Origin of the sequence: Brevibacillus brevis NBRC 100599 (assembly GCF_000010165.1) — a bacterium.
Lineage (GTDB): Bacteria > Bacillota > Bacilli > Brevibacillales > Brevibacillaceae > Brevibacillus > Brevibacillus brevis_D.
In genome coordinates this window covers 6027913-6049049 of record NC_012491.1, presented here as the reverse complement: position 1 = coordinate 6049049, position 21137 = coordinate 6027913, and the positions used below count along the sequence as shown (strand labels likewise).

General features: G+C 49.2%; 10 protein-coding genes. 9 read left to right on the top strand and 1 reads right to left on the bottom strand.

Annotated features, from left to right (window positions below):
* Positions 1-123 precede the first annotated feature (123 nt).
* The 8 genes from BBR47_RS28555 to BBR47_RS28520 all read left to right on the top strand — a co-directional run bounded on the left by BBR47_RS28555 (position 124) and on the right by BBR47_RS28520 (position 14340).
* Positions 124-1917 carry a vWA domain-containing protein gene (locus BBR47_RS28555; RefSeq protein WP_015893878.1) on the top strand — a complete coding sequence of 598 codons (1794 nt, stop codon included), beginning with the start codon at positions 124-126 and terminating at the stop codon, positions 1915-1917.
* Between the two features lie 13 nt (positions 1918-1930).
* The gene (locus BBR47_RS28550) at positions 1931-5320 is read left to right on the top strand and encodes a tubulin-like doman-containing protein (protein WP_015893877.1); all 3390 of its coding nucleotides are present in this window, start codon (positions 1931-1933) and stop codon (positions 5318-5320) included.
* Between the two features lie 34 nt (positions 5321-5354).
* Positions 5355-7703 carry a hypothetical protein gene (locus BBR47_RS28545; RefSeq protein ID WP_015893876.1) on the top strand — a complete coding sequence of 783 codons (2349 nt, stop codon included), beginning with the start codon at positions 5355-5357 and terminating at the stop codon, positions 7701-7703.
* Complete coding sequence (locus BBR47_RS28540) at positions 7700-8974, top strand: vWA domain-containing protein (protein WP_015893875.1); 1275 nt, start codon at positions 7700-7702, stop codon at positions 8972-8974. Before BBR47_RS28545 ends, BBR47_RS28540 begins: the two co-directional genes overlap by 4 nt.
* Positions 8975-8991: 17 nt before the next feature.
* A complete protein-coding gene (locus BBR47_RS28535) occupies positions 8992-9627 on the top strand; it encodes a hypothetical protein (protein WP_015893874.1) in 636 nt (211 codons plus the stop codon).
* Between the two features lie 13 nt (positions 9628-9640).
* Positions 9641-10906: a TRAFAC clade GTPase domain-containing protein gene (locus tag BBR47_RS28530; RefSeq protein WP_015893873.1), complete on the top strand. Its 1266-nt coding sequence runs from the start codon at positions 9641-9643 to the stop codon at positions 10904-10906.
* Positions 10906-13404, top strand: a complete 2499-nt coding sequence (locus BBR47_RS28525) for a hypothetical protein (RefSeq protein WP_015893872.1) — start codon at positions 10906-10908, stop codon at positions 13402-13404. Before BBR47_RS28530 ends, BBR47_RS28525 begins: the two co-directional genes overlap by 1 nt.
* 201 nt (positions 13405-13605) lie before the next feature.
* On the top strand, positions 13606-14340 hold the full coding sequence (locus BBR47_RS28520; RefSeq protein WP_015893871.1) for an MBL fold metallo-hydrolase: 735 nt from the start codon (positions 13606-13608) through the stop codon (positions 14338-14340).
* Between the two features lie 87 nt (positions 14341-14427).
* On the opposite strand, the gene BBR47_RS28515 is transcribed toward BBR47_RS28520, so the two are convergent.
* Positions 14428-15054 carry a cupin domain-containing protein gene (locus BBR47_RS28515; protein WP_015893870.1) on the bottom strand — a complete coding sequence of 209 codons (627 nt, stop codon included), beginning with the start codon at positions 15052-15054 and terminating at the stop codon, positions 14428-14430.
* A gap of 129 nt (positions 15055-15183) precedes the next feature.
* On the opposite strand from BBR47_RS28515, the gene BBR47_RS28510 reads away from it, so the two are divergent.
* Entirely contained in the window at positions 15184-21099 is a 5916-nt protein-coding gene (locus BBR47_RS28510; protein WP_015893869.1) for an AAA family ATPase, read from the top strand.
* The last annotated feature ends 38 nt before the right edge of the window (positions 21100-21137 follow it).

Here is a 21137-nt window from a genome sequence, read left to right as displayed (position 1 = left end):
TAAGGGGCAATCATTCTAGTACTTTTTTATCATCTGTCTTCTACTTCTTGAAATAGTGTCATAGTCTTACTTTCTTTGCAACACTTCACAAATTCTTTGTAACGAACAAGAAAAGGAGCTCTTATGCAAATAATACGATTCCGAATGTTATATCGATACGTAGCATGTCTTGCCCTGCTCTTGGTCAGTGTCCTCTCTGTTACTCACCCAGGTTTTGCGCAAACGAGTGGAAATAATATGGACGCTGTCCTGGTCGTGGACGTCAGCAACTCCATGACCCAGAGCGATAAGAACAAAGTCAGCAACGAAGCAATGAAAATGTTCGTCGACATGACGTCGATCCAAGCGAACAAGGTTGGTGTTGTCGCCTATACCGACAAGATCGAGCGGGAAAAAGCACTGCTTGAGATTAATTCCGAAGAAGACAAGAACGATATCAAAGCCTTCATCGACAGCTTGCAAAAAGGAGCCTACACCGATATCGCTGTCGGGGTAACGGAAGCAGTAAAAATCCTTGATGCGGGACGCAATCCAAACAATGCGCCGATCATCGTGCTGCTGGCAGACGGAAACAATTTTTTGAACAAGGCATCAAGCCGTACCCAGGCAAAGTCTGATCAAGAGCTGCAGCAAGCAGTGAAAGAGGCCAAAGACAAAGGCTATCCGGTCTACACGATTGGCTTGAACGCAGACGGTCAGCTTAACCGCACGACATTACAGCAGATTGCTGCGGAGACAAATGGTAAATTTTTTGAAACGAGTACAGCGGACAAGCTCCCGCAAATCTTGAGCGAAATCTTTGCGAATCACCTGAAGCTGAAGGTTGTCCCGGTTAAAAGCTTCGTCGCAAACGGCCAAGCTCAGGAGATTCCGATCCCCATCCCGAATGGCAGCGTAATGGAAGCCAACATCTCGATCATGTCGCAAAAAGCAGTGGAAGTGAAGCTGTATGACCCAGCAGGCAAGGAAGTAAAAATCCCTTCCAACCAGGTCAGACTGTCGAAGTCCAATGCGTACACGATGATCAAGCTGGTCAAGCCACAGCAGGGTGATTGGAAGCTACAGGTAAAAGGTGTCCCGAAGGAAAAAATCGATATTAACCTCATCTTCAACTACGATCTGCAATTGGAGATGGAGCCAGTCACAGCGAAGAGCTACAAGGCTGGCGATGTCGTACCGATCAAGGCTGCACTTGTTTCAAACGGACAGAAGGTAGCGAGTCCTGATCTGTACAAGCAAATGAAGGCGACACTGATCGTCAATGACAAGACGGACAATAAGACAAACGAAGTCATCCTGAACAATACGGGCAGCGGGTTCGAAGGCAGCTTCACAATCCCGGCAGACCATACCTACGAAATAAAAGTCAAGGCAGAAGACACCAGCTTTTACCGGGAGACAAAGCCGCTCCTTGTAGATGCTGCGAAAACGGCAGGCTCTGGAACGAGCAAGCCGAGCACAACCACTGATCCTGCGGCAGAATCGAAACCATTTCCATGGCTGACCGTAGTAGGAGGTATCTTGGTTCTCCTCCTGTTGATCGGTGCTGGATTGTACGCGCTGTCGATCTATCGCAAGGCGAATAAGGGCTTCGCGGGCCAAATCGCCATCGAGATCGTGGATGAGGATACAGGCGAAAAGTCCAACCCGCAGTACAAGAAACTGAACGCGTTCAAAGGAAAAGTGAAGCTGCACCAGCTCATGCAGCTCGCCCCTGAGTTTGCGGAGACAGAGAAGGTCATCTTTTTACCAGGGAAAAACGATACGCTGATCATCGAAAACCGTTCGAGCTGCCGGATCGAAAAGGCAGGACGTGTCCTCGATGCAAGCAAAGGCAAAGAGCTGAAGAAAAACGATCGCATCAAAATTTCGTTAACGAATGTGAACAAGTCCTTATATGTAGATTACATCGTCTAGGAGTGAGTCGAATATGAAAGCAGTTGTGAGAGAACACATTCAACAATTGGACGTATCCCTCGGCGGGGGAATCGTCAGTGACAAGATTCGTGTAGATACCATTGATAACCCGATGCTCGTCATCGGTCTAGGCGGTACAGGAATTGATGCGCTTTTGCGCCTGAAATACCAAGTGAACAGACGCTTCAAGCTGCCGGTAGACCAGCTTTCCAAGAAGCGCAAGGAAAAGCCGGACAATATTGAATTCATCGCGTTTGAAACGAATGAGCATGACCGCAACAAAAAGTACAAAGGCATCGGACTCGACCCAGTGACGGAGTTCGTACTCCTGTCCAATCCTGAGATCGGCGGTGTGTTGCAGAATCGCAGCATTCTGGAGCCGTACATCACGGACTGGCTCTCACCAGAGCTGACAATTACGGACGGAATCAGCGGCGCATCCGGTGTACGCCAGGCAGGGCGACTTCTCCTCTTTACGAAAATTACGCAAGTCGTCCAAACCATTGAGAAAAAGGTCAAGATGCTGTGTGAGGGCACGAACAAAAAGCTGACTGTATTCCTCTTGAGTGGTTTGTCCGGGGGAACGGGAAGCGGTTGCTTCCTCGACATCGCCTATATCGTTCGCGGCATTTTGGAGCGCGACTTCGGAAGTGCGGGAGTAGACAAGGTGAATACGCTAGGCTACCTGTTCACGCCTGACGTCAACCTGTCCAACAAGAGTCTCAGCTCGCACACACGTGACTACATCATGAAAAATGGTTATGCGGCTTTAAAAGAGCTGGACTACTGGATGAATGCGGACGAGCGAAACGAGCGTTTCCGCCAGCAATACGGCAATGTGCTCACCGTACAATCGCCGATGCCGCCATTCAACCTGTGCCATTTGATTTCTGCGACCAATCTGGAAGGCAAAGCATTGGAAAACGCGTACGATTACTGCATGAACGTGACCGCGGAAAACATTACGAACTTCATGGCGAGCGAAGAAAAGCGCTCGGGTGAAGAGTTTGCAATCCACGACTATATCAGCAACATCCGTACGAACATCAATCAGATGCCAAAAGCGTACGCAGCCAACTATCAGTACAACGTCATCGGTGCTTCCTCTGCTGTCTTGCCGATCGAAGAGATGACAACGTACCTAGCATATCGCTTGTTTAAAAAGATGGAAAAAATGTTCACGGTAGCACCAACGCAAGAAGATGCAGAGAAATTCGCCCGCAAGCTCGGAATCGACATCGACTCGATTTCCCGCAAGTTCGAGGAGCGCGTTCCTGAACCGTTGCCAGGCTATGAAAACAGCGAGCGTTTGAACTACAGCAACGTTATTACCCAACAAGTCGTGAGCATCGACCACGAGCTGGAACAAGGCTATCTCGCCAAAGCGCGCGAAGCGTACATCAAGTCCAAAAAGCAGATGCCAGGCGACATGATCTCTGTTTTTGGCGAAATGATCACGCGTGTATTCCTGCGCCCGCAGCAAGGACCATTCTATGCGTCCCGTTTGATTCATTCGGACAAAGGCTACTGCCTGATGAAAATGATCCTTTCCTACATCGAGAGCCTCAAGGCGAATTTGGAGAGCTTCCCGCCTGAGATCGAGGGCGCACGAGAGAACGCGAATGAAAAGCTGGGCGATGCCCGCAGTGCTTTCATCTCCAAGGAGAAGAAGAAAAACAGCTACATCGAAGCAAAGATCAACGAATACCAGCTCCTGGCTGATCAGGAAAAGCTGGAACAAATGATCGAATTCTACGAAGAGCTGCACCGTTTGTTGAATGCAGAAAACAACCGCATTTATAGCGTATTTACTGAGATTTTGAACGCACTCAATCAAATTTTCGAGCAAAACGGCGACATCCTGATCAACGGTGGAGAAGAGAGCGACCGCACTGGCAACAAAACGTACTACTGGAACATTGTCAGTGTGCCGGATATCTCCAAGGTCGTCAGCAACATCCTGGAGCAAAAAGATGCAGATGACATGATCCGCGATTTCACCAGTGAGCTGCTGCGACACTCCGATCAGTGGGTCAAAGAGCAGGAGCTGGATATCGTCAGCTCGATTTCCGAATTCCTCTCGGAGAAGTTCGGTGAGGTGATCACCAAGTCGATGGAAGAATTCCTCGTGATCAAATACGGTCAGGATGAGACACTCGATCGCATCGTAGAGCGCAAGATTGCGAGCAAGCTGGATGAAGAGGCGATTCCGGTCTTCCATCTGAGCAACAATCTCGGCAATATGCATTTCCCTTCCTGGGGCTTTGTATCCGTGCCGCTGAAAGCACCATCGATCTTGAAGGGGATTAAAAACTATCAAAATACAGCGATTAGTGGATCGCGCTTCACCGTCAAAGAAAGCGAAGTCAAAAACCGCATCTTTTGGCTGAATACGAAAAACGGTGTTCCACTGTTCGCTTACACACCGTTGAAGGTCTACGAGGAAAGCTACGAACGTACAATTCTGGACAGAGAGGGTATCGGACGCCACCTCGTTCAAACGGAAAAGAACAACTGGGCGTACCTCCCATCCCCTATTCCGGAAAAATCGTGGGGAGATACGTACCAAAACGGGCGGATCAAAGCGTACAACGCCAAAGTACGCGAACTGTTTGACCGTGCCGTGCGCTACGGAGCCATCCGCGAAAAAGGCAGTGACAGCCAGACCAGCAACCGTTATGAATCCATCGTGACGAAGTCGTTCTCGCTTGCCGCCTTCCTGGCTAAGCACCAAGCGCAAGGAGACGCGACCAAGCTGAGCCCTGGCGAGATCAAGCGTGCATTGGTTGAGCTCAAAGGCTTCATGAGAGAGGGTCTGGAGCAAGAATTTACACGTGATGTGTTCGGTAGTATTAATGAGGAGATGGCAAAAGAAAACCTGATTCGCTATCCGGAGCAGATTCGTCTGATCGAACAAGAAGTGCGCAAATACGAAGAAATCGAGGCCAAAATCCAGGAGCTGGAGCAGATCGTGGGTGCCATCAAGGACGAAGAAGAGCTGGTGACCCGATTCATCGAAGCCCTTTACACAGGCACCATCTGCAAGCGCGGTGCGCTGTACGTCTACGACAAGGATGAGGAAGAAGATGCGTGGGAGCCATTCATCAACCTGATGAAGGTCAACAAGCACTTCGAATTCGCTATCTATGAAAAATTCCGCGCATTGGATCACAAGAGCATGGCAACCATCCAGCGCAAGGCTGCAAAACGCAGTGACGCGATGACTTCAGCAGAGGATACGCAGCAGCTGCTGACAAAACTCGAAGAAATCGCAACTGCTTTCCAAGAAGCGAAAAACGATCTGGAATACGATCGCGACGAATACGTAAACGGTGAAGAGCTGTTCCAGTTCTACAAAAAGGTTTGGTCAAAAGTAAACGATATGCGTAAGACGCTGCAATAAACAATCAGGATCGTTTGATAATCGAGGAGGACGCATGCGGGATTTGATAGGAGAGTTCGCGACCCAATACGTTACGGAATTGGAAAGACAACTGGATAGCGGAAACGGACAGCGAAGCATTCAAAACCCCGTGCTCTTCCTTTTTCTCGGGGATAAGAGCGTAGAGGCACTGCAAGCTGTTCGTGCCCACAACGAACGCAGTTGGCAAAATGGTCACGGTGTTCTTTATGTCCATGCGTATCAGGACAAAACCTGGGAGCATCCGCAAGTAATTGGCTGCCGCTTGCCACAGGCAGATGACGACAAGAAAAAGATGCGTACCTCGATCCACGAGCGTTTTTTACTCGATGAAGCTGTCACCATGGAATTGAACAAGGTAATGAAGCTGGCAAGCGTACGTGTAGCGGAAATGGGCAAGTTGTTCACTGCTTTTCAGCAAGTCAATATTGCCGTCGTGGCAAGGGCGGATGACCCTGCCACGATCCTTTTGCCAGAGCTGACGCTGCTACTCAAGAGCTACCTCAATGAGCTGTTTAAAAACGTATCAGTCGACCTGTACGTCTTGCTCCAAGAAAAGAACAACGGGGAAGCATTCGGGTTCTCGACAGCGCTCTCGGTCAGCTTTTTGGAAGAGGTCAATCGTTATCAGCAGAGCGACTACAGCTATCGAGCGAATCTTTTGGTAACAGAGGATCTCGTGAAGCTGCCTGTGGAGCATGTGAACGCGCCGTTGTTTTCGCTGGCGTACCTATTGAGTGACAAGACAGAGCATGGCTTGTTTATCGAAGGCGGCATGCAGGAAAATTACGAGCTGATCAGCAAGCTGGTGCTTTTAAACAACAAAAAGGTAGAGCCGGAGTTCCATGAAAGCAATGACGGTTATAACAAGCTGCAATTTATGCGCAGCATCTCGGTTGAACACGGGCAGACCAAGTTTGCGTCTGCTGGCCTATCCAAAGTAAAGCGACCGACTCATGCTATTGCACTGACGGTGCTGTCCGCAGTATTTGACCGCTATTGGGAGCGACTCCAGGACGGCGAGGTTTTGCCGAAAACAAAAGCGAGAGAGAAGCTCGGATTAACTGCGCATGATTTGCAGCGAAAATTGGCTGGTATCCTTCCTGAGGATCACATCTTGGATGAAATGACTGGGCTCATGACCTCTGGCATCAGCTACAGTGAGCTTTGCAGTATGAATATGCGCGAAGCAGAGCTGGCTTTGTTTGACGGCAGCAGCCAAGCCTTTTTTGAGGCGAATGTCGCTTCCGGGGCGCGTAAACGTCTGGAGCACATGCTGTCTCAGGAATCCTTGGCTGATTTGATTCAGAAAGCAGTCATCGAGGATGAACGGCTTGGGCTGTATGCGGCTTACTATCTCACAGCAGAGCACGCCAATGGAGCAAACCTGCTGGATGAGCTGCGCACAGGCATTCGCGAGACATCTCGACAAATTGAACAGATGAAAGCCGAGCTGGTCGATCTCTACCAAGAGCGGGTAGATCGGCAGGACATTCGCGTAGGAGGGTTTTTCACACGGGATAAGGAGCGTGTGCGGACCTTCATTCGCCATTTGCTGGACGCTGTTTATGGCAAAAAGCTGGAGCTGCTGGATTGGGAGATGATGCTCTCCATCCTGGTGAGTTATGAGAAACAGACAGAGCAGATTCACCGGCAGTTAGGTGAGCAAGTCGAGCAGTTGGAAGCTTTGCATAAGCAACTGCGGGAAATCGCCAAGACGAGCGTTCGGGAAGCAACTGATTACTTGGGCAAAAACGTGGATGAATATTACGAATCGGTTGTCCATGAAACGATCCGGTCATTGGAAGCTTCACGCGGCAGTGATTTTTACATGGAACAACGGTATATTGGCAGCGGCGCTCTGCTCAGCGGGAATCGACTCGCCGGACTCGTGGAGAGGCTGTGTCAGTTTTGCCGGAACGAGATTCTCACTCGTGCGCCATTTGCTTTATCTTTTGAGGCGGAGCTGCTGGCTCGTGCCAACGTCGGGGCTGCTTATGATAACCGAACCGTGCTGACGAAGGAGGATTTATTCCTCGATCTGGCATTGGTGCTGGAGGAGCGGGCAGCGGTTCACATCGAAGTGTTCCATTTCTTGCAAAAGCATCGCTATGAGGAGAAGTACTTGTTTGCCGATATTCACAACGACTTCGTCCAGTATGCCCTGCACAAGGATGAGAACACACGAACCTACAAGCTGGGCTGCATCCACGAGGAACAAAAAAGCGGGATAGAAAAAATGAACCTGATGGGTGGATTCGGCATGGAAGAGTTGATGTTTTACCGCAATAACAAGAAATACCATGCTTCCTATGAGGATAGCGGGTTTGTCTTTCGCCGCGTGGGAGGAGATGAGTCGTCATGAGTCAGAGAAGAGTAAGCTTACTCATGCTGGTGTGTAGTCTGGTAGGTGGCGTGATCGGATTTTTGGTCGGGGAAGTCATTCTCGGCAAGCTGTCCGGAGAAATACCGCAATGGTTGTTAATGGGACTTTATTTTGGTCAATATGCCTTTTTCGTAGGATTGATGTGCCTCATTGCGGAAATGATCTCGCCACGACTGAATGGAGTCGGCTGGAAGCAGCGCTATCTGGGCTTTTCTTGGAAAATGCTCGTGCCCAGCACGTTTTTGATGGTGGGCGTAGCGGCGCTCTTGCTTCAGCTGCTGTACGGATCATCGTTTCAACAGGCCAGTGGTGCCAACAATATTGTCATGGTTCTGGATACGTCAGGCAGCATGCAGTCGTCTGACCCGGATAACCAATTGTTCAAAGCAGCGGCCGACATGGTGCAGCGCATGGACAGTGACATGAACATAGCAGTGGTTACGTTTCACGATCAAACGAATGTGCTGCAACCCCTCACCGAGCTAAGTAGCCAGTCTGTGAAGGATGAGGTTGTGAAGAAGCTACTCCAATTTCCGCGCACGGATGGAGGCACGCGGATTGACTTGGCACTGCAAGCTGGGCTGGACCAGCTGCAAGCCAATCAAATGGCGAACAGTACGGTCGTGCTGATGTCAGACGGCTATAGTGATCTGGATGTCCCTGCCGCACTAGCGCCCTACAAGCAAAATCAAGTGATTGTCCATACGGTAGGCATGAGCCAAATCGATGCAGACGGAACGGCGCTGCTTCAAAAGATTGCTGCTGAGACTGGCGGTAGCTACTTCAATGTTGAACACGCTGACCAAATGACAGGAATCTTTGGTCAGATTTACGATATGAGCCGAACAGACCGCAATATTGTTTCCGAGCGGACAGGAGCGACAGAAGAAAGCATGTTTTACGCCATTACCCGTGTAGTCAGTGTTCTGATCCTCGGTGCTTTGCTCGGCTTAGGGCTGGGTCTGATTTTTGACAATCGCCATCTGGCCAAAAGCTTCACGATTGGCGGGGCGGTATCAGGACTGTTAGCTGGACTCGTTTTGGAAATGGGTCTGTCGTCGATCGACTTGCTCGATATGGTGGTACGTTTGCTGGCGTGCTCCTTGCTCGCGGTCATCCTGACGTTGTTCACTCTCTTTGTGCCAGCTTCTACGAGTGGCGGATCGTCTTTTGCAAAGCGCAGACTGAACAACAGACAAAACCCTCGTGCGTTGGACGGCGGGAACCAAAGCAGCAAGCGGTTTGAGTAAAGGGAGCATGATGAATCATGATTAATCGGAAGGAAACAACAGAAATCTTCATCAAGGACGTCACCTGCCAGCATCAAGGGAGCGAATACGTGCTCAATTGGCATTGGGCGCAGGATATTCCGTGCGTGTACGTGCACAAGTCGCAGTTTGGCGCCCCTTTTGACATAAGCGAGCTGGATGATCGTCAGTTCAAGCTGTATACCCGAGAGGAATACAAAGTCCACAAAGGGCTACGGGAAAAAACAGACGGCATCGGCAGGTACACATACCGCATCTTTCCTTGCCGATTGGAAAGTGGCAAGCCACTACTGCTCATGCCAGACGGGGATGCCCATGTGGTCCACGTCAGCACAGGAAAGGCCAAAATCTACTACTCATTCAAACGGGGCGGAAGCTGGTTCAGCAAGTATCAATCGTTGCAGATTCGCATTTTTTCAGAGATTCCGATCGCGCGGGACGTACTCTGCTACGTAAAAAAAGAAGGCTCTCCTCCCGCCCACAAGGATGACGGTACCCGATACAATTTCATTCGTGATCTTGAGCCCGGTGTCAATCTGATGCCGGAGATCGAGGTCAGGAAAAAAGACGTCGTCCGCCTGTTTTTTACGGACGGGAAAAAATACGGAGAAATGTACGAACTGATTCCTGAATAGGAGGGGATGCGCCATGCTGTCGTTTTTGAAAAACATGTTTGAGAAGAAGCCGCAGGTCAAGGAACGGCTTCCTTTTTACGATATTGTCTGCCCTTATTGCTTCGCCAAATACGGACCGGACCAAGTTGTCTTTCGTGCCACGCATCATCGCCAGGACGACGAAGACTACGCGTTGCAGGAGGATGAGATTCTCAATGCGTATCGGGATAAATTCGGACTGGATGCTATCGACGAGCTGGAAGCGGTGATCGATCCGGAATCCATCCCGTCGGAAAACCATTTGTACGTCGATAACGTCCTCGCAGGTGTGACTGACCGGTATGGCATGGTTTCCAAGCGCAGACTGTGCCCGAAATGCCACAACGAGTTACCGATTACGGCAGGGAAAGCGCCGAGTAACATTATTTCGATTGTCGGGGCGTCTCAGGTCGGTAAGTCCGTATACATGACCTCACTGATCCATACCTTGCAAAACACGACAGCGAATCACTTTGATGCCGCGTGTATGCCGCTCAATGCGCAGATTAGCCGCAAGTTCCGGGAGAACTACGAGGCACCCTTGTTTGAACGCGGACAGCTGCTTGATTCCACGCAAAAAGAAAAGCGTCAGGAGCCATTCATCTTCCAATTCATTTTCAAGGATAGCGACAAGGCACCATTGATCCTGGTGTTTTTCGACGTAGCAGGCGAGGGAATGGTCGACCGCGAGTATTTGGAGCTGTATGCGTCGCATGTGAAAAATTCGTCTGGCATCCTGTTTCTGATCGATCCACTGCAAATCAAGACCATTCGTGATCGGGTCATGCTGCAAGCTGGGGATGAGCCAGGGGAATTCACGGCAAGGTACGACGAGCCGCGTGAGGTTGTCATTACGCTGTTTGAGAACTTCATCGGCTATCAGGAGCAGAGCAAAACCCATATTCCAACTGCTGTCGTGTTGACGAAGAGCGACATGCTGCATCTGATCAAAGAAGACGATGGCGAATACATCAAGTCCAACAGCAATGTTTTCCGCAATTTTGTCCATGAACAATATTTAAATACGGCTGAATTTGAGAACATCGATGGGGAAATCCGTCGATTCATCGAAAAGGTAGATAGACCGTTTAAGGACGCGTTGGATGTTTACTTTACGAATACGGCCTATTTCGCTGTATCTGCGCTGGGGAGCAATCCAGTCAATCAAAGGGTAAGTGGTGTCGTGACGCCGATTCGCGTCGATGAACCGTTTATTTGGTTGATGCACCAGCTTGATTACATCGAGGGGAGGGAGCGGTAGTGAGCAACCGTCAGCCCATTTTGCAGCAGTACTACACCCGCGGGCGACAAGGGGTTTTCCGTTCGAACGAAGGATACGATACTGTCGCCAAAACGCCAGGGCTGGATAACCAATTCATCAAGAAGACGCTCCATCCGTTTTGCGTGTACGACGCGCCGCGACAGCTTCAAGAGCGGGCGGAAAGCAATCTGTCGCTCTTTCCGGAGGCGCTTGTTAGCTTCCAAGCCGAATCAGGAGAGATGGTTCTCGGTAGAAGTGTATTTGTCGGAGCGGACTTTACTGGGCAGCGCAATACGTTTTTCAGCCACAACTATGTCATTCCGGTAGAGCGTCGAGATGAGTTTATCAAGAATCCAAGCAAGATCTTCGGAGTGCGTACTTTTGCAGATCGTCACGACGATGCAGCGGGTAAGGAGATTCCTACCGTCGATGACATCCCTTCAGAAAAAGGCTTGCCGCAAGACCGAAAACAGCTACTCGGACAGTTGGGTGTCGATGAGCGTTTATTCAAACAGCTCCTCTTTGCGGTGATGTCCTCGCTCGCAGCGAAAAAGAAGGTGTTCATCAGCCTGGATGTGGATATTAGTGCCTCATCCAAGAGTGCTGCTCACTTGTTGGAGATTTTGTACAGTTGTCTGCCTTATGAGATGCGTAGACATTTTGGTTTTCTCACTTTTAGCAACGAGCCGCAGAGCAAGAAGCATATCCACGTTACGTTCGTAGAAAAAGGAAGCCTACGCCCAGGCGGGGGGCACAGCGACAAAGACTTTTTGTTCGACTTCTCCCTTGGTCGCGTTCAAAACGTCGATTTGCAGGACGGAGGACACGAATACCTCGACTTTGCCTGGGAGTATGTCAATGAGCCACGGGTTCTGGATGCCTTCCTCGATTTTTGTGAGGATGTGCTGGCTGGAGCAGACCATGCACTAGCCTTGAACCTTCGCACGTACTATGAGCTGTGCGCACTGTATTTAATTGAAAAGGGACGAACGTCCGTGTATGAGAGCAAGCGGGCGGGCGTTTGGCAGGCATTGAACAGCTATTTGGGGCACAGTAGCTTGACCCGCAAGAAACGGCTGATCGAGCTTCAGGAAATGCTGATGCGGATCGAAATAGAGGCGCTTTCGTCCAAACGGCTGCCCGACGGCGAGACGATTAAGCAAATAATTGAATCCTACCGGGTCACCAAGCAGGAACGCCTGCAAATGGATTTGATCCGCTTCCTGATGGACGTGTTGATGAAGGCCAAGACCGCAAGACAGAGTAGCTACGTGGCAGAGGTGTACAAGCATTTGTCCAGCAACCGGGAGCTGTTTGGCTTCATGATGCGGACGATTTTCGGCTATCCGCAGTTGGTGAAGCCGCTTTTTGAGGATTATATGACTGAGCGGGTATCCGCCGTGACCAGCTTGGACCAGATGCTAAAGGAAATCCGGTTTTGGTCAGAAACAGAACCGCAAGCGATACGCAATGCCGTCTTTATTGCTACGACAACAGAAAAAGTTTTGCGTCTCTTTGCACGGGAACGTCAAAAGCTAGCTGCCGCCATTACCATCCACCAGTTCTTTGAAAACATCGATGGGGCACGTGGCTATGCCGATGAGCTGTTGGATGAACTGGACAAGTCCTTGATGAAGCTCGTCGCGCTAGACACGCTATCCAAGGATGATTTCCAGGTTCTCATCGCCCTCTTAGAGGAGAAGCCACAGAGCTTTTTCGGAACGCTGGATATGGAGAGTCGCCACAAGCAAGAAATGCTCATGAATCTGGCGAAGCTGCATGAAGAGAGAAGCACGCAACATCCGGCAGAGTTTTTCCGAAAATGGGATCGGGAAGCGATTTCTGTGCAACAAAGAATGATCCAGAATATGTTGAGTAAACCACTCCATGCAGACGAGTTCCCACAGGTCCCACTGGTCTTTTACCGGGAAGATCATTTTGGTCAGGAAGGATTCCAGTTTGCAGAATTGCTAGGATATGTTCAGCAAAATGGTGGGGAAGCCGTTACATTGTCTTTTATCCAATGGACGATGAGCCAGCGGATGTTTTTCGAAGGGAAGTATTTGCTGCCTGCATACAGACAAGCATTGAAGGTCTTTTTCCTTGAAGAGAAAGGCAGGAGATTGCGGGATAAAGAATGGCGAAAACGGTGGTATGCGATCCGAAATGCTGATTTCCGCAAGCTTTTGGACGAGGTACGCAGCGAAACAGCCAATCCGCTCGTGAAGCTGTTTCGGCACAAAGCTATGGTGATATCCAGCGCAGTTGTTTTGCTAGGTGCCGGAGCGTGGGGAGGCTATATGGTTTGGGGAGGTACGAGTACGCACGTACAGCCACCTGAAACACAGCCAGAACCGACTCGCCCACCGGCTGTGTTCGTGCCGGTTTATCGGTTGATGGTGGACGAGCCTGACATCCAACCTGTCCATGGTGTTATTAGGGAGCGAAGCCAAGATGCATCTACGGGTGGACCGCCTGTTAAGACAACGACACCCTAAGATAATAGAAGGCCAACGCGGTCTGCTCGGGTAGGAGCGACCGCGTATTTTGGGGGTCTTTTTTGTACAAGAAGACGCCTTGATCATATATTGACAAATATTTTTGTTTGTGGTATAATAAAATATTTTACTGTTGAAAAAACTCCTCGCTCCGTGATAAAAAGTAGTTGTGCGATAAAAAGGTGTGAGGAGGAATAGGGTATGAAAGCGAACACAGGTGTGAAAATGATTCCGCTACAAGGAGAGGCATTTGGCAAGCCGATGGTGATCTATCCCACCTTGCTTTGGGATGATGACCGAGCTGTATTGGTAGATACAGGAATGCCGGGTTCATGGGAGATTATCCGTCAGGAAATGAGCCGCGCTGGCATACCACCTGAGCGTTTAAAAGCTATCATTTTGACACATCAGGACCTTGATCATATCGGCAGTCTTCCAGAAATTGTTCGTGAGCTTGGCGGACAGGTTGAAATATACGCGCACGAGCTGGATCAGCCGTACATCGAAGGCACACGCCCACTCCTCAAAGCAGACCCCAAAAACATGGCTCCTTTACTTGCGATGTTACCTGAAAAGGAGCGCGAGTACTTGCAATGGCTTTGTGAAAATCCGCCCAAGGCAATGGTGCACAAGACACTGGCAGACGCAGAGATTCTGCCGTATTGTGGGGGAATCCGCATCATTCATACTCCCGGACATACGCCGGGGCATATCAGCTTGTATGTACAAGATAGCAAGACCTTAATAGCAGGCGATGCTATGGTGTACATGAACGAAGCACTGCGAGGACCGATTCCGCAAAACACTCTTGATATGGAAATGGCAGTAAACTCATTAAAAAAGTTTGAGAACTTGGAAATTACTAGCATCATTTGTTATCATGGAGGCATGTGCCAAAACAACGTGCAAGAGCAGCTCTATGCTCTGCTACGGTGAAGTAGTTACCTGATCCTGCAATAGGTGGATATAAGAAGCGTGGAGGACACCAGAGCTGGAGTAATCCCTATGGTGTCTTTTCTCATTTTATCCCTGTAACGTCTTTTGCGCTGTTTGCTCGACCTCGGAATGGGAGACTGGTGCATCTGGAGAGGTTTTGTAGTACTTTTCCAGCGACTTATCTGAGCCTGTCCAACGAGCCAATGCAGCGAGCACAGCAAACATGCCTTTTTGCAGGAAGCGCGGAATGATCGGGAGGTAAAACCCCCCCATCTGAAAGATCGTTCCCAAGAGGAGAATATTTTTCGGGATATTTTGCTTGATAAACGGCAAATAAAAGCTGCGCCCGTCTGTGTCGAGCCCGTATCCACAGCGGACAAATGCTTCAAAAGTACCTGCCGGACGGATTTCGACATGGAAGCTGACGAATTCGTTAGAGGGATTGTGGAACCCATGAACCTTGTCCGTCGGTATGTTTAGCTTCTCTCCCGGCTTCAGGATTACTTTTTTTCCATCGATGGTTACCTCTAAATTTCCAATTACACCTTCAAAGGTTTCGACAAGTTTTGTATGATAGTGTAGAAAAATCCCATTATCCGGTGGGAGATCGGTACGAAATAACAAATATTCGCCATTCGTTTCTTCCGTTGTCTTTAAAAAGGTGACCACTTCGTTATTGTGCGGGTTGCTTACACTGCGACTTAGATTTGACAAAACTATACCTCCTTGAAAAATAGTAAAAAGAGATTATATTAAGACAGAATATAGATTAAATATAGATTATTTGTTCCGGGTCAACAATTAGAAAGATAGGATGTTCTACCTAAAGATGGAGTGGATAGTATGAGCGGCATGATCGTGGTTCCAGGTTATAGGGTGGCAGAGTTTCTTTCCACTCATTCAAAATTGGGACTTTATCGGGGTTACAGAAATAACGACAATCTCCCTGTCTTATTCAAAGTACCGATGGAGGGGCCTTCCCATAAGGAATCTCTGTGGAAACTGAAGCATGAATATCGCATTCTTCAATCATTGGAATCCCATGCAGTGGAAACGATCATCGAACTGGTTAATCACAACCGTGAGACGGTAATGATTACGGAAGATTTCGGGGGAGTGCCGCTCTCCTTGCTTATGAAAATGAAAGGACTGTCACTGAAGGAGATGCTCTTCCTTGCAGTCCGCATGGCTTCCTGTTTGAAGGAAATCCATCAGCACGGAATCATTCATAAGGATGTAAATTCCGATCATATCCTGGTTCATCCTGAAACCTATGAGGTAAAGCTTGGTAGCTTTGGGTTGGCGACGAAATCCCACCAAGAATACCAAAGTGTGATGAATCCAAAAGAATGGAAGGGAAATCTTCGCTACGTGTCGCCGGAGCAGACGGGGAGAATGAATCGCACCGTCGATTACCGTTCCGATATTTATTCGTTTGGTGTCACGCTCTACGAGTTATTGACGGGAAAGCTGCCCTTTTTAACTTCGGACATGCTTGAACTCATACATGCTCATATGGCGAGAAAGCCGCTCGCTCCCTCCAGTGTAAAACCATCCGTTCCAGAGATTCTATCGGACATTGTGATGAAGTGTCTGTCAAAAAATACAGAGGATCGCTACTTTAGCATGTCTGGCTTACTGGCAGACCTGCAACGCTGCTATGACCAGCTTGAACAAAACGGTTTGATTACGCCTTTTCCGCTTGCTTTAGAAGATCGTGCTGATCACTTGCGGATTCCAGAGAGGCTGTATGGACGTGAGCAAGAAATCCAGATGCTCATCGATGCATTTGAGCAAGTCACGAACGGCGCTACGAGGATGGTTCTTCTCAGTGGATCTCCCGGTGTGGGTAAGTCTGCCCTCGTGCTGGAAGCGCAAAAAGCGTTTTTGAGAGGCCGGGGACGTTTTGTTTCTGGAAAGTTCGATCAATATAATCAGGCCGTTCCGTATTCGGCCCTCATTCAAATCTTTCAGGATTTGATCAAGCAGTTATTGGCAGGCCACGAACGCGAGCTGCTTGCTTGGCGAGAGATGATCCTCGACGCCATGCAAGGCCTTGGCCAAGTGATCGTGGATGTCATTCCACAGCTTGAAGCAGTGATCGGCAAGCAGCCTGCCGTACCTGAGCTGCCTGCAGCAGAAGCAAAAAATCGTTTTCAATGGGTGATGCAACGCTTTATTCGGATTTGGGCTCGTCCAGAGCATCCGCTCGTCTTGTTCCTGGATGATTTGCAGTGGGCGGACTCTTCTTCGCTTTTCCTGATCCGAGAGTTGATTGCAGATAGGCAGATCAGTCATTTTCTATTGATTTGCGCTTATCGTGAGCATGATGGCAGTATGATGAATCCGTTGATTGCCATTTTGACAGAGACAGGCATCAAGAGCCGCATTTTGCGCCAATTCACGTTATTGCCGCTTCGAGAACACGAATTCAATGCGTTAGTAGCCGATACATTGCATAGCGATACGGACATGACGAAGCCGCTGGTTACGATTATTATGCAAAAAACAGCCGGGAATCCGTTTTATGTAAGGGAATTCATTAAGACGCTGTATGATCGGAACTTGTTGTGGTATGGAAGAGAAGAGCGGAACTGGCAATGGGATTTGGTCGAAATCGAGAAGCTGGGTACAACGGAAAATGTGGCCGATCTTCTCGTAGAAAAAATGAGAAGACTGCCTGATTCTACTCAGCAGCAGCTCGCTTATGCTGCTTGTCTGGGCAATTCGTTTTTGCTTCATTTGATAGCCAAGTCACGGAATCAAACGGAGTCAGAAGCCATTCAGCATATATCGCCTGCGATTGAGGAAGGTCTCATCTATCCGATTGAAGGAGCGGAATATCTGACATACGCTGCGCTCGTGGAAGAAGAAGTGGCGTCTCAGATGAGGATTCGTTTCCGTTTTGTGCATGATCGAATTCAACAGGCCGCCTATTCGTTGTTAGCAGAGGCAGAGCGCGGTCAGATCCACGTCAAGCTGGGCAGAATGATGTGGGAAATGTCCCAAGGGAGCGAATCTGGCTTCCTGTTCGAAATTTGCGATCATATGTATCGGGGAAAAGAGATACTGGAGGATCAAGCGGAGCGCATGCATGTAGCGCACTGTCATTTGCTTGCTGGACAAAAGGCGAAATCCTCTGCGGCATTTGAGTCGGCCTTGCAGTATTTCCAGCGCGGTCTCGAGCTGATGGGGGAAGAGGGCTGGCAGCACAATCATGATCTGACCATGGAGCTGTGTGCGTTGTCTGCGGAGACGACGTACCTCTGTAACCAATTGGATGAGGCAAAACAATTGTTTGAACGCGGGATGCAGCATGCCAAAACAGACCGGGAACGCGTTCGCATTTTGGAAATGGAAATTCGCATGTATACACGATTGGCTGAATTTCCGCGTGTCATGGAGATCGCAAGCGAAGCCTTGGGGTTATTGGGCGTACCGATTCCGAAAAAGCCTGGCAAGCTCGATATCATTATGGAAATGTTTCATATCAAGCGACGCCTCAAAGGCAGAAAAATAGATGAGTTGCTGTATTTGCCGGATGTTCCCGATGAAAATTATCAGATGGCGATGAGCATCATCAGCTACGCCGGGCCATCTGCTTATTATGTCAATCTCAATTGGTTTGCTTTAACGATTTTGCGTGCCCTTCATCTGTCACTCGTGCACGGAAACGCAGTCGCTTCGGCAAATGGTTATACCGGTTACGGAATTGTACAAGCTGCTCAATTCGGAAATTATCGAGAGGCATATGAATTTGGACAATTGGCTTGCCGTGTAGCAGACAGCTTCGCCGATCCGATTGCCATGACGAAGGCGTATGGCGCGTTTGCCCTACTGATCAATCACTGGTGCGAGCATGCGCGGACGAACATCCCTCTCCTGAAAAAAGCGATTCAGCTCGGCTTGGACGGCGGAGGAAACATTTATGCTGCCTACAATGCCCATGGGCTTTTGGAGGCCATGCTCTATTGTGGTGTTCCAGTAGAAGAATTGGAGCAGCAAATCGAGGAATACAGCGATATGATTCAACAAATCAAGGTCGTTGATCACGATGACCGGCTCCTGTTATTGCGCCAGGCGCTGCATACTTTTACAAGGTGGACGGACAATGAGCGAACGGCGTTTTGCCATGATGGCTTTGATGAAGTTGCCTATGTAAGCAACCTGCAAAAAGAAGGAAACAGCTACAAGCGGTACATGTACCACTACTATAAATCGATGGTTCACCTCATGTACGGGAACCACCTGGAGGCAGCCCAGCTGCTGGCTGAAGCGGAGCAATGGATGGATTCAGTCAGCGGACAAGTACTTGTCAGCCAGCAAGTTTTTATGCAAACACTGGCATTGACGGGGCTCTATGAGAACGCCAACGGACAGGAAAAATCGAGGTATGGGAAAAAAATCAAAGCAAATCTCAAAAAGATGAAGGTGTGGGCAAAGGAATGCCCGGAAAATTTTCAGCACAAGTGGTTGCTGATGCATGCTGAGTGGCTCCGTGTCACAGAGCATAAACAAGAAGCGGGTCCTTTTTATGAACAGGCGGTTCAACTCGCCAAAAAGGATGTTTTCTTGCAAAACGAGGCAATGGCAAATGAATTGGCTGCCCAGCATTACTTGGCACTTGGAATGGAAACGATTGCGAAGGCATACATGACGGAGGCCCACGAGGTTTACATGCTATGGGGAGCGGTCGCCAAGGCACGAGAGATTGGGGAACGGTATCCTTATCTTTTGCAACGGGTTAGAAGCTTGGGGGCTTCCGCCGAGATTGCCACGACTGACCAGACAGCAGACCTCGTCGATTTAATGAGTGTTATCAAAGCGTCGCAAACGATAGCTAGCGAGCTCCGCTTGGAAATGCTGTTGGCGACGATGCTGCGCACGGTGATGAGCAATGCAGGTGCGGAGAAAGGAATCCTCCTGCTGAAAAAAGATGGTGACTGGCTCATCGAAGCGGCAGGCTCTGTCGATTTGGACGTGGAGATTATGCAGTCTGTCCCGTATGAGCATAGTGGGATGCTCTCTGTCGCTGTCGTGAATTACACGATTCGTACAGAAGAGATGCTGGTGCTCCACAACGCTTCGGTTGAAGGCGTCTTTTTCCGTGATACGTACATTGCGAAGCACCAGCCGAAATCGATTCTATGCTCCCCGCTATGGCAGCAAGGGAAAATGATCGGTGTCATTTATTTGGAGAACAACGAGACGACACACGTGTTCAACGAAAAACGCTCGGAGCCGCTCAGGCTGATCTTCTCGCAAATTGCAATCTTTATTGAAAATGCGAGACTGTATCATCAATTGGAGCAATGGAATCAATCCTTGGAAAAGATTGTGACAGAGCGTACCAATGAGATTCAGGCACTTTTGCAGGCGAATAAAAATCTGTTAAATAATGCGGGACAAGGCTTCCTTTCTTTTTCCAAGAACCTGCTGGTCCATTCTGAATACAGTCGGGAATGTCTGCGGATTTTTGGGAGAGAACTGGCTGGAGTATCGGTTGCTGAGCTACTATATCCAGATCGTCCAGAGGACAGCGTGTTCATTGAATCTCTTTTGGAAAAGTACTTTGAAGCAAAAGACCAAGGGCAAAAAGAGCTGTATCTCAGCCTCTTTCCTACGGAAGTCCAGATCAATCAAATGCCGTTGAAGCTGGCATGTAAGCCGATTTATGAAGATCGGCGAGATTCGCCAGAGGGCTTGATGCTGATTCTGACTGATATGAGTGAGCAGCGTGCGCTCAAATCAAAGATGGAGCGAGAATGGCAAAGGTTGAATATGGTCGTAACGGTAGCGATTAGTCTTCCGCTCTTCCAAAAGGTACTGCGAGCTTTCAACGCTTTCGTTGAGGAGGGGTGGAAGCAGATCCTCGGAGGAGCGATGGCGGAATCCGAGAAGCTATTCAAATTGGTCGCTCAGATTCATCAGTTTAAAGGTGACTTCAGCCAATTACACCTGATTCATACACCACAAAAGCTGCATGATTTGGAGTCGTGGTTGATTCAATGGGCAAAGTCCGAGGAACGTCTGTCCGACGAGGATGTGCGTGCCCAGCAGTCATTCGCAGAGGTTCAAGCTGCGATGCAACAGGATTTGTCGATCATGCAGCACAAGCTCGGGGTCGGATTCCTGGATCATAACGAGCATGTGCACACCATTGCAAAAGAGCGGTGGGAAAGCTTCGAGCACGAGATTACCAGTCTGGTACAGGGGGAAGCTCAGCAGGAGCTGCTCCACCGCATCCGCAAGCTGCGTTATCGTCCCATGAAGGACATGTTGTCCCGTTATGAAGACTATGTAAGCGAGCTAGCTATCCGTCTGAATAAGACCATCGATCCGGTCGAATGGGATGTGGAAGAAGTACTGGTCGATCCGGAGCGATTCGAGAATTTTGCGAGGAGCCTGGTTCACGTATTCAACAATGCCATCGATCATGGAATGGAAGAAGAGCAAGAACGATTAGCATGCGGAAAAGAACGCAGCGGCAAGATTCAATGCCGCATTTGGCAAGAGGATACTTCCCTGTGTGTCACGATTCGTGATGATGGGCGTGGCGGAGATAGGGAAAAGCTGAAGCTGGCATTGGCTGAGGATGTCACGGTACAAGAACAAGCAAGTCTCGTATCGGGCAGAGGAATTGGCCTGTCCATTGTCAAACAAGAGGTTGAGCAGTTGGGAGGAACCCTCCAGGTTCATACCCAAAAAGGAGAAGGGACCCGCTTTACCTTCCGAATCCCGTTGGAAGAAATTCACTAGATCCATAGAAAAACTGAGGCGACAGTGCCTCAGTTTTT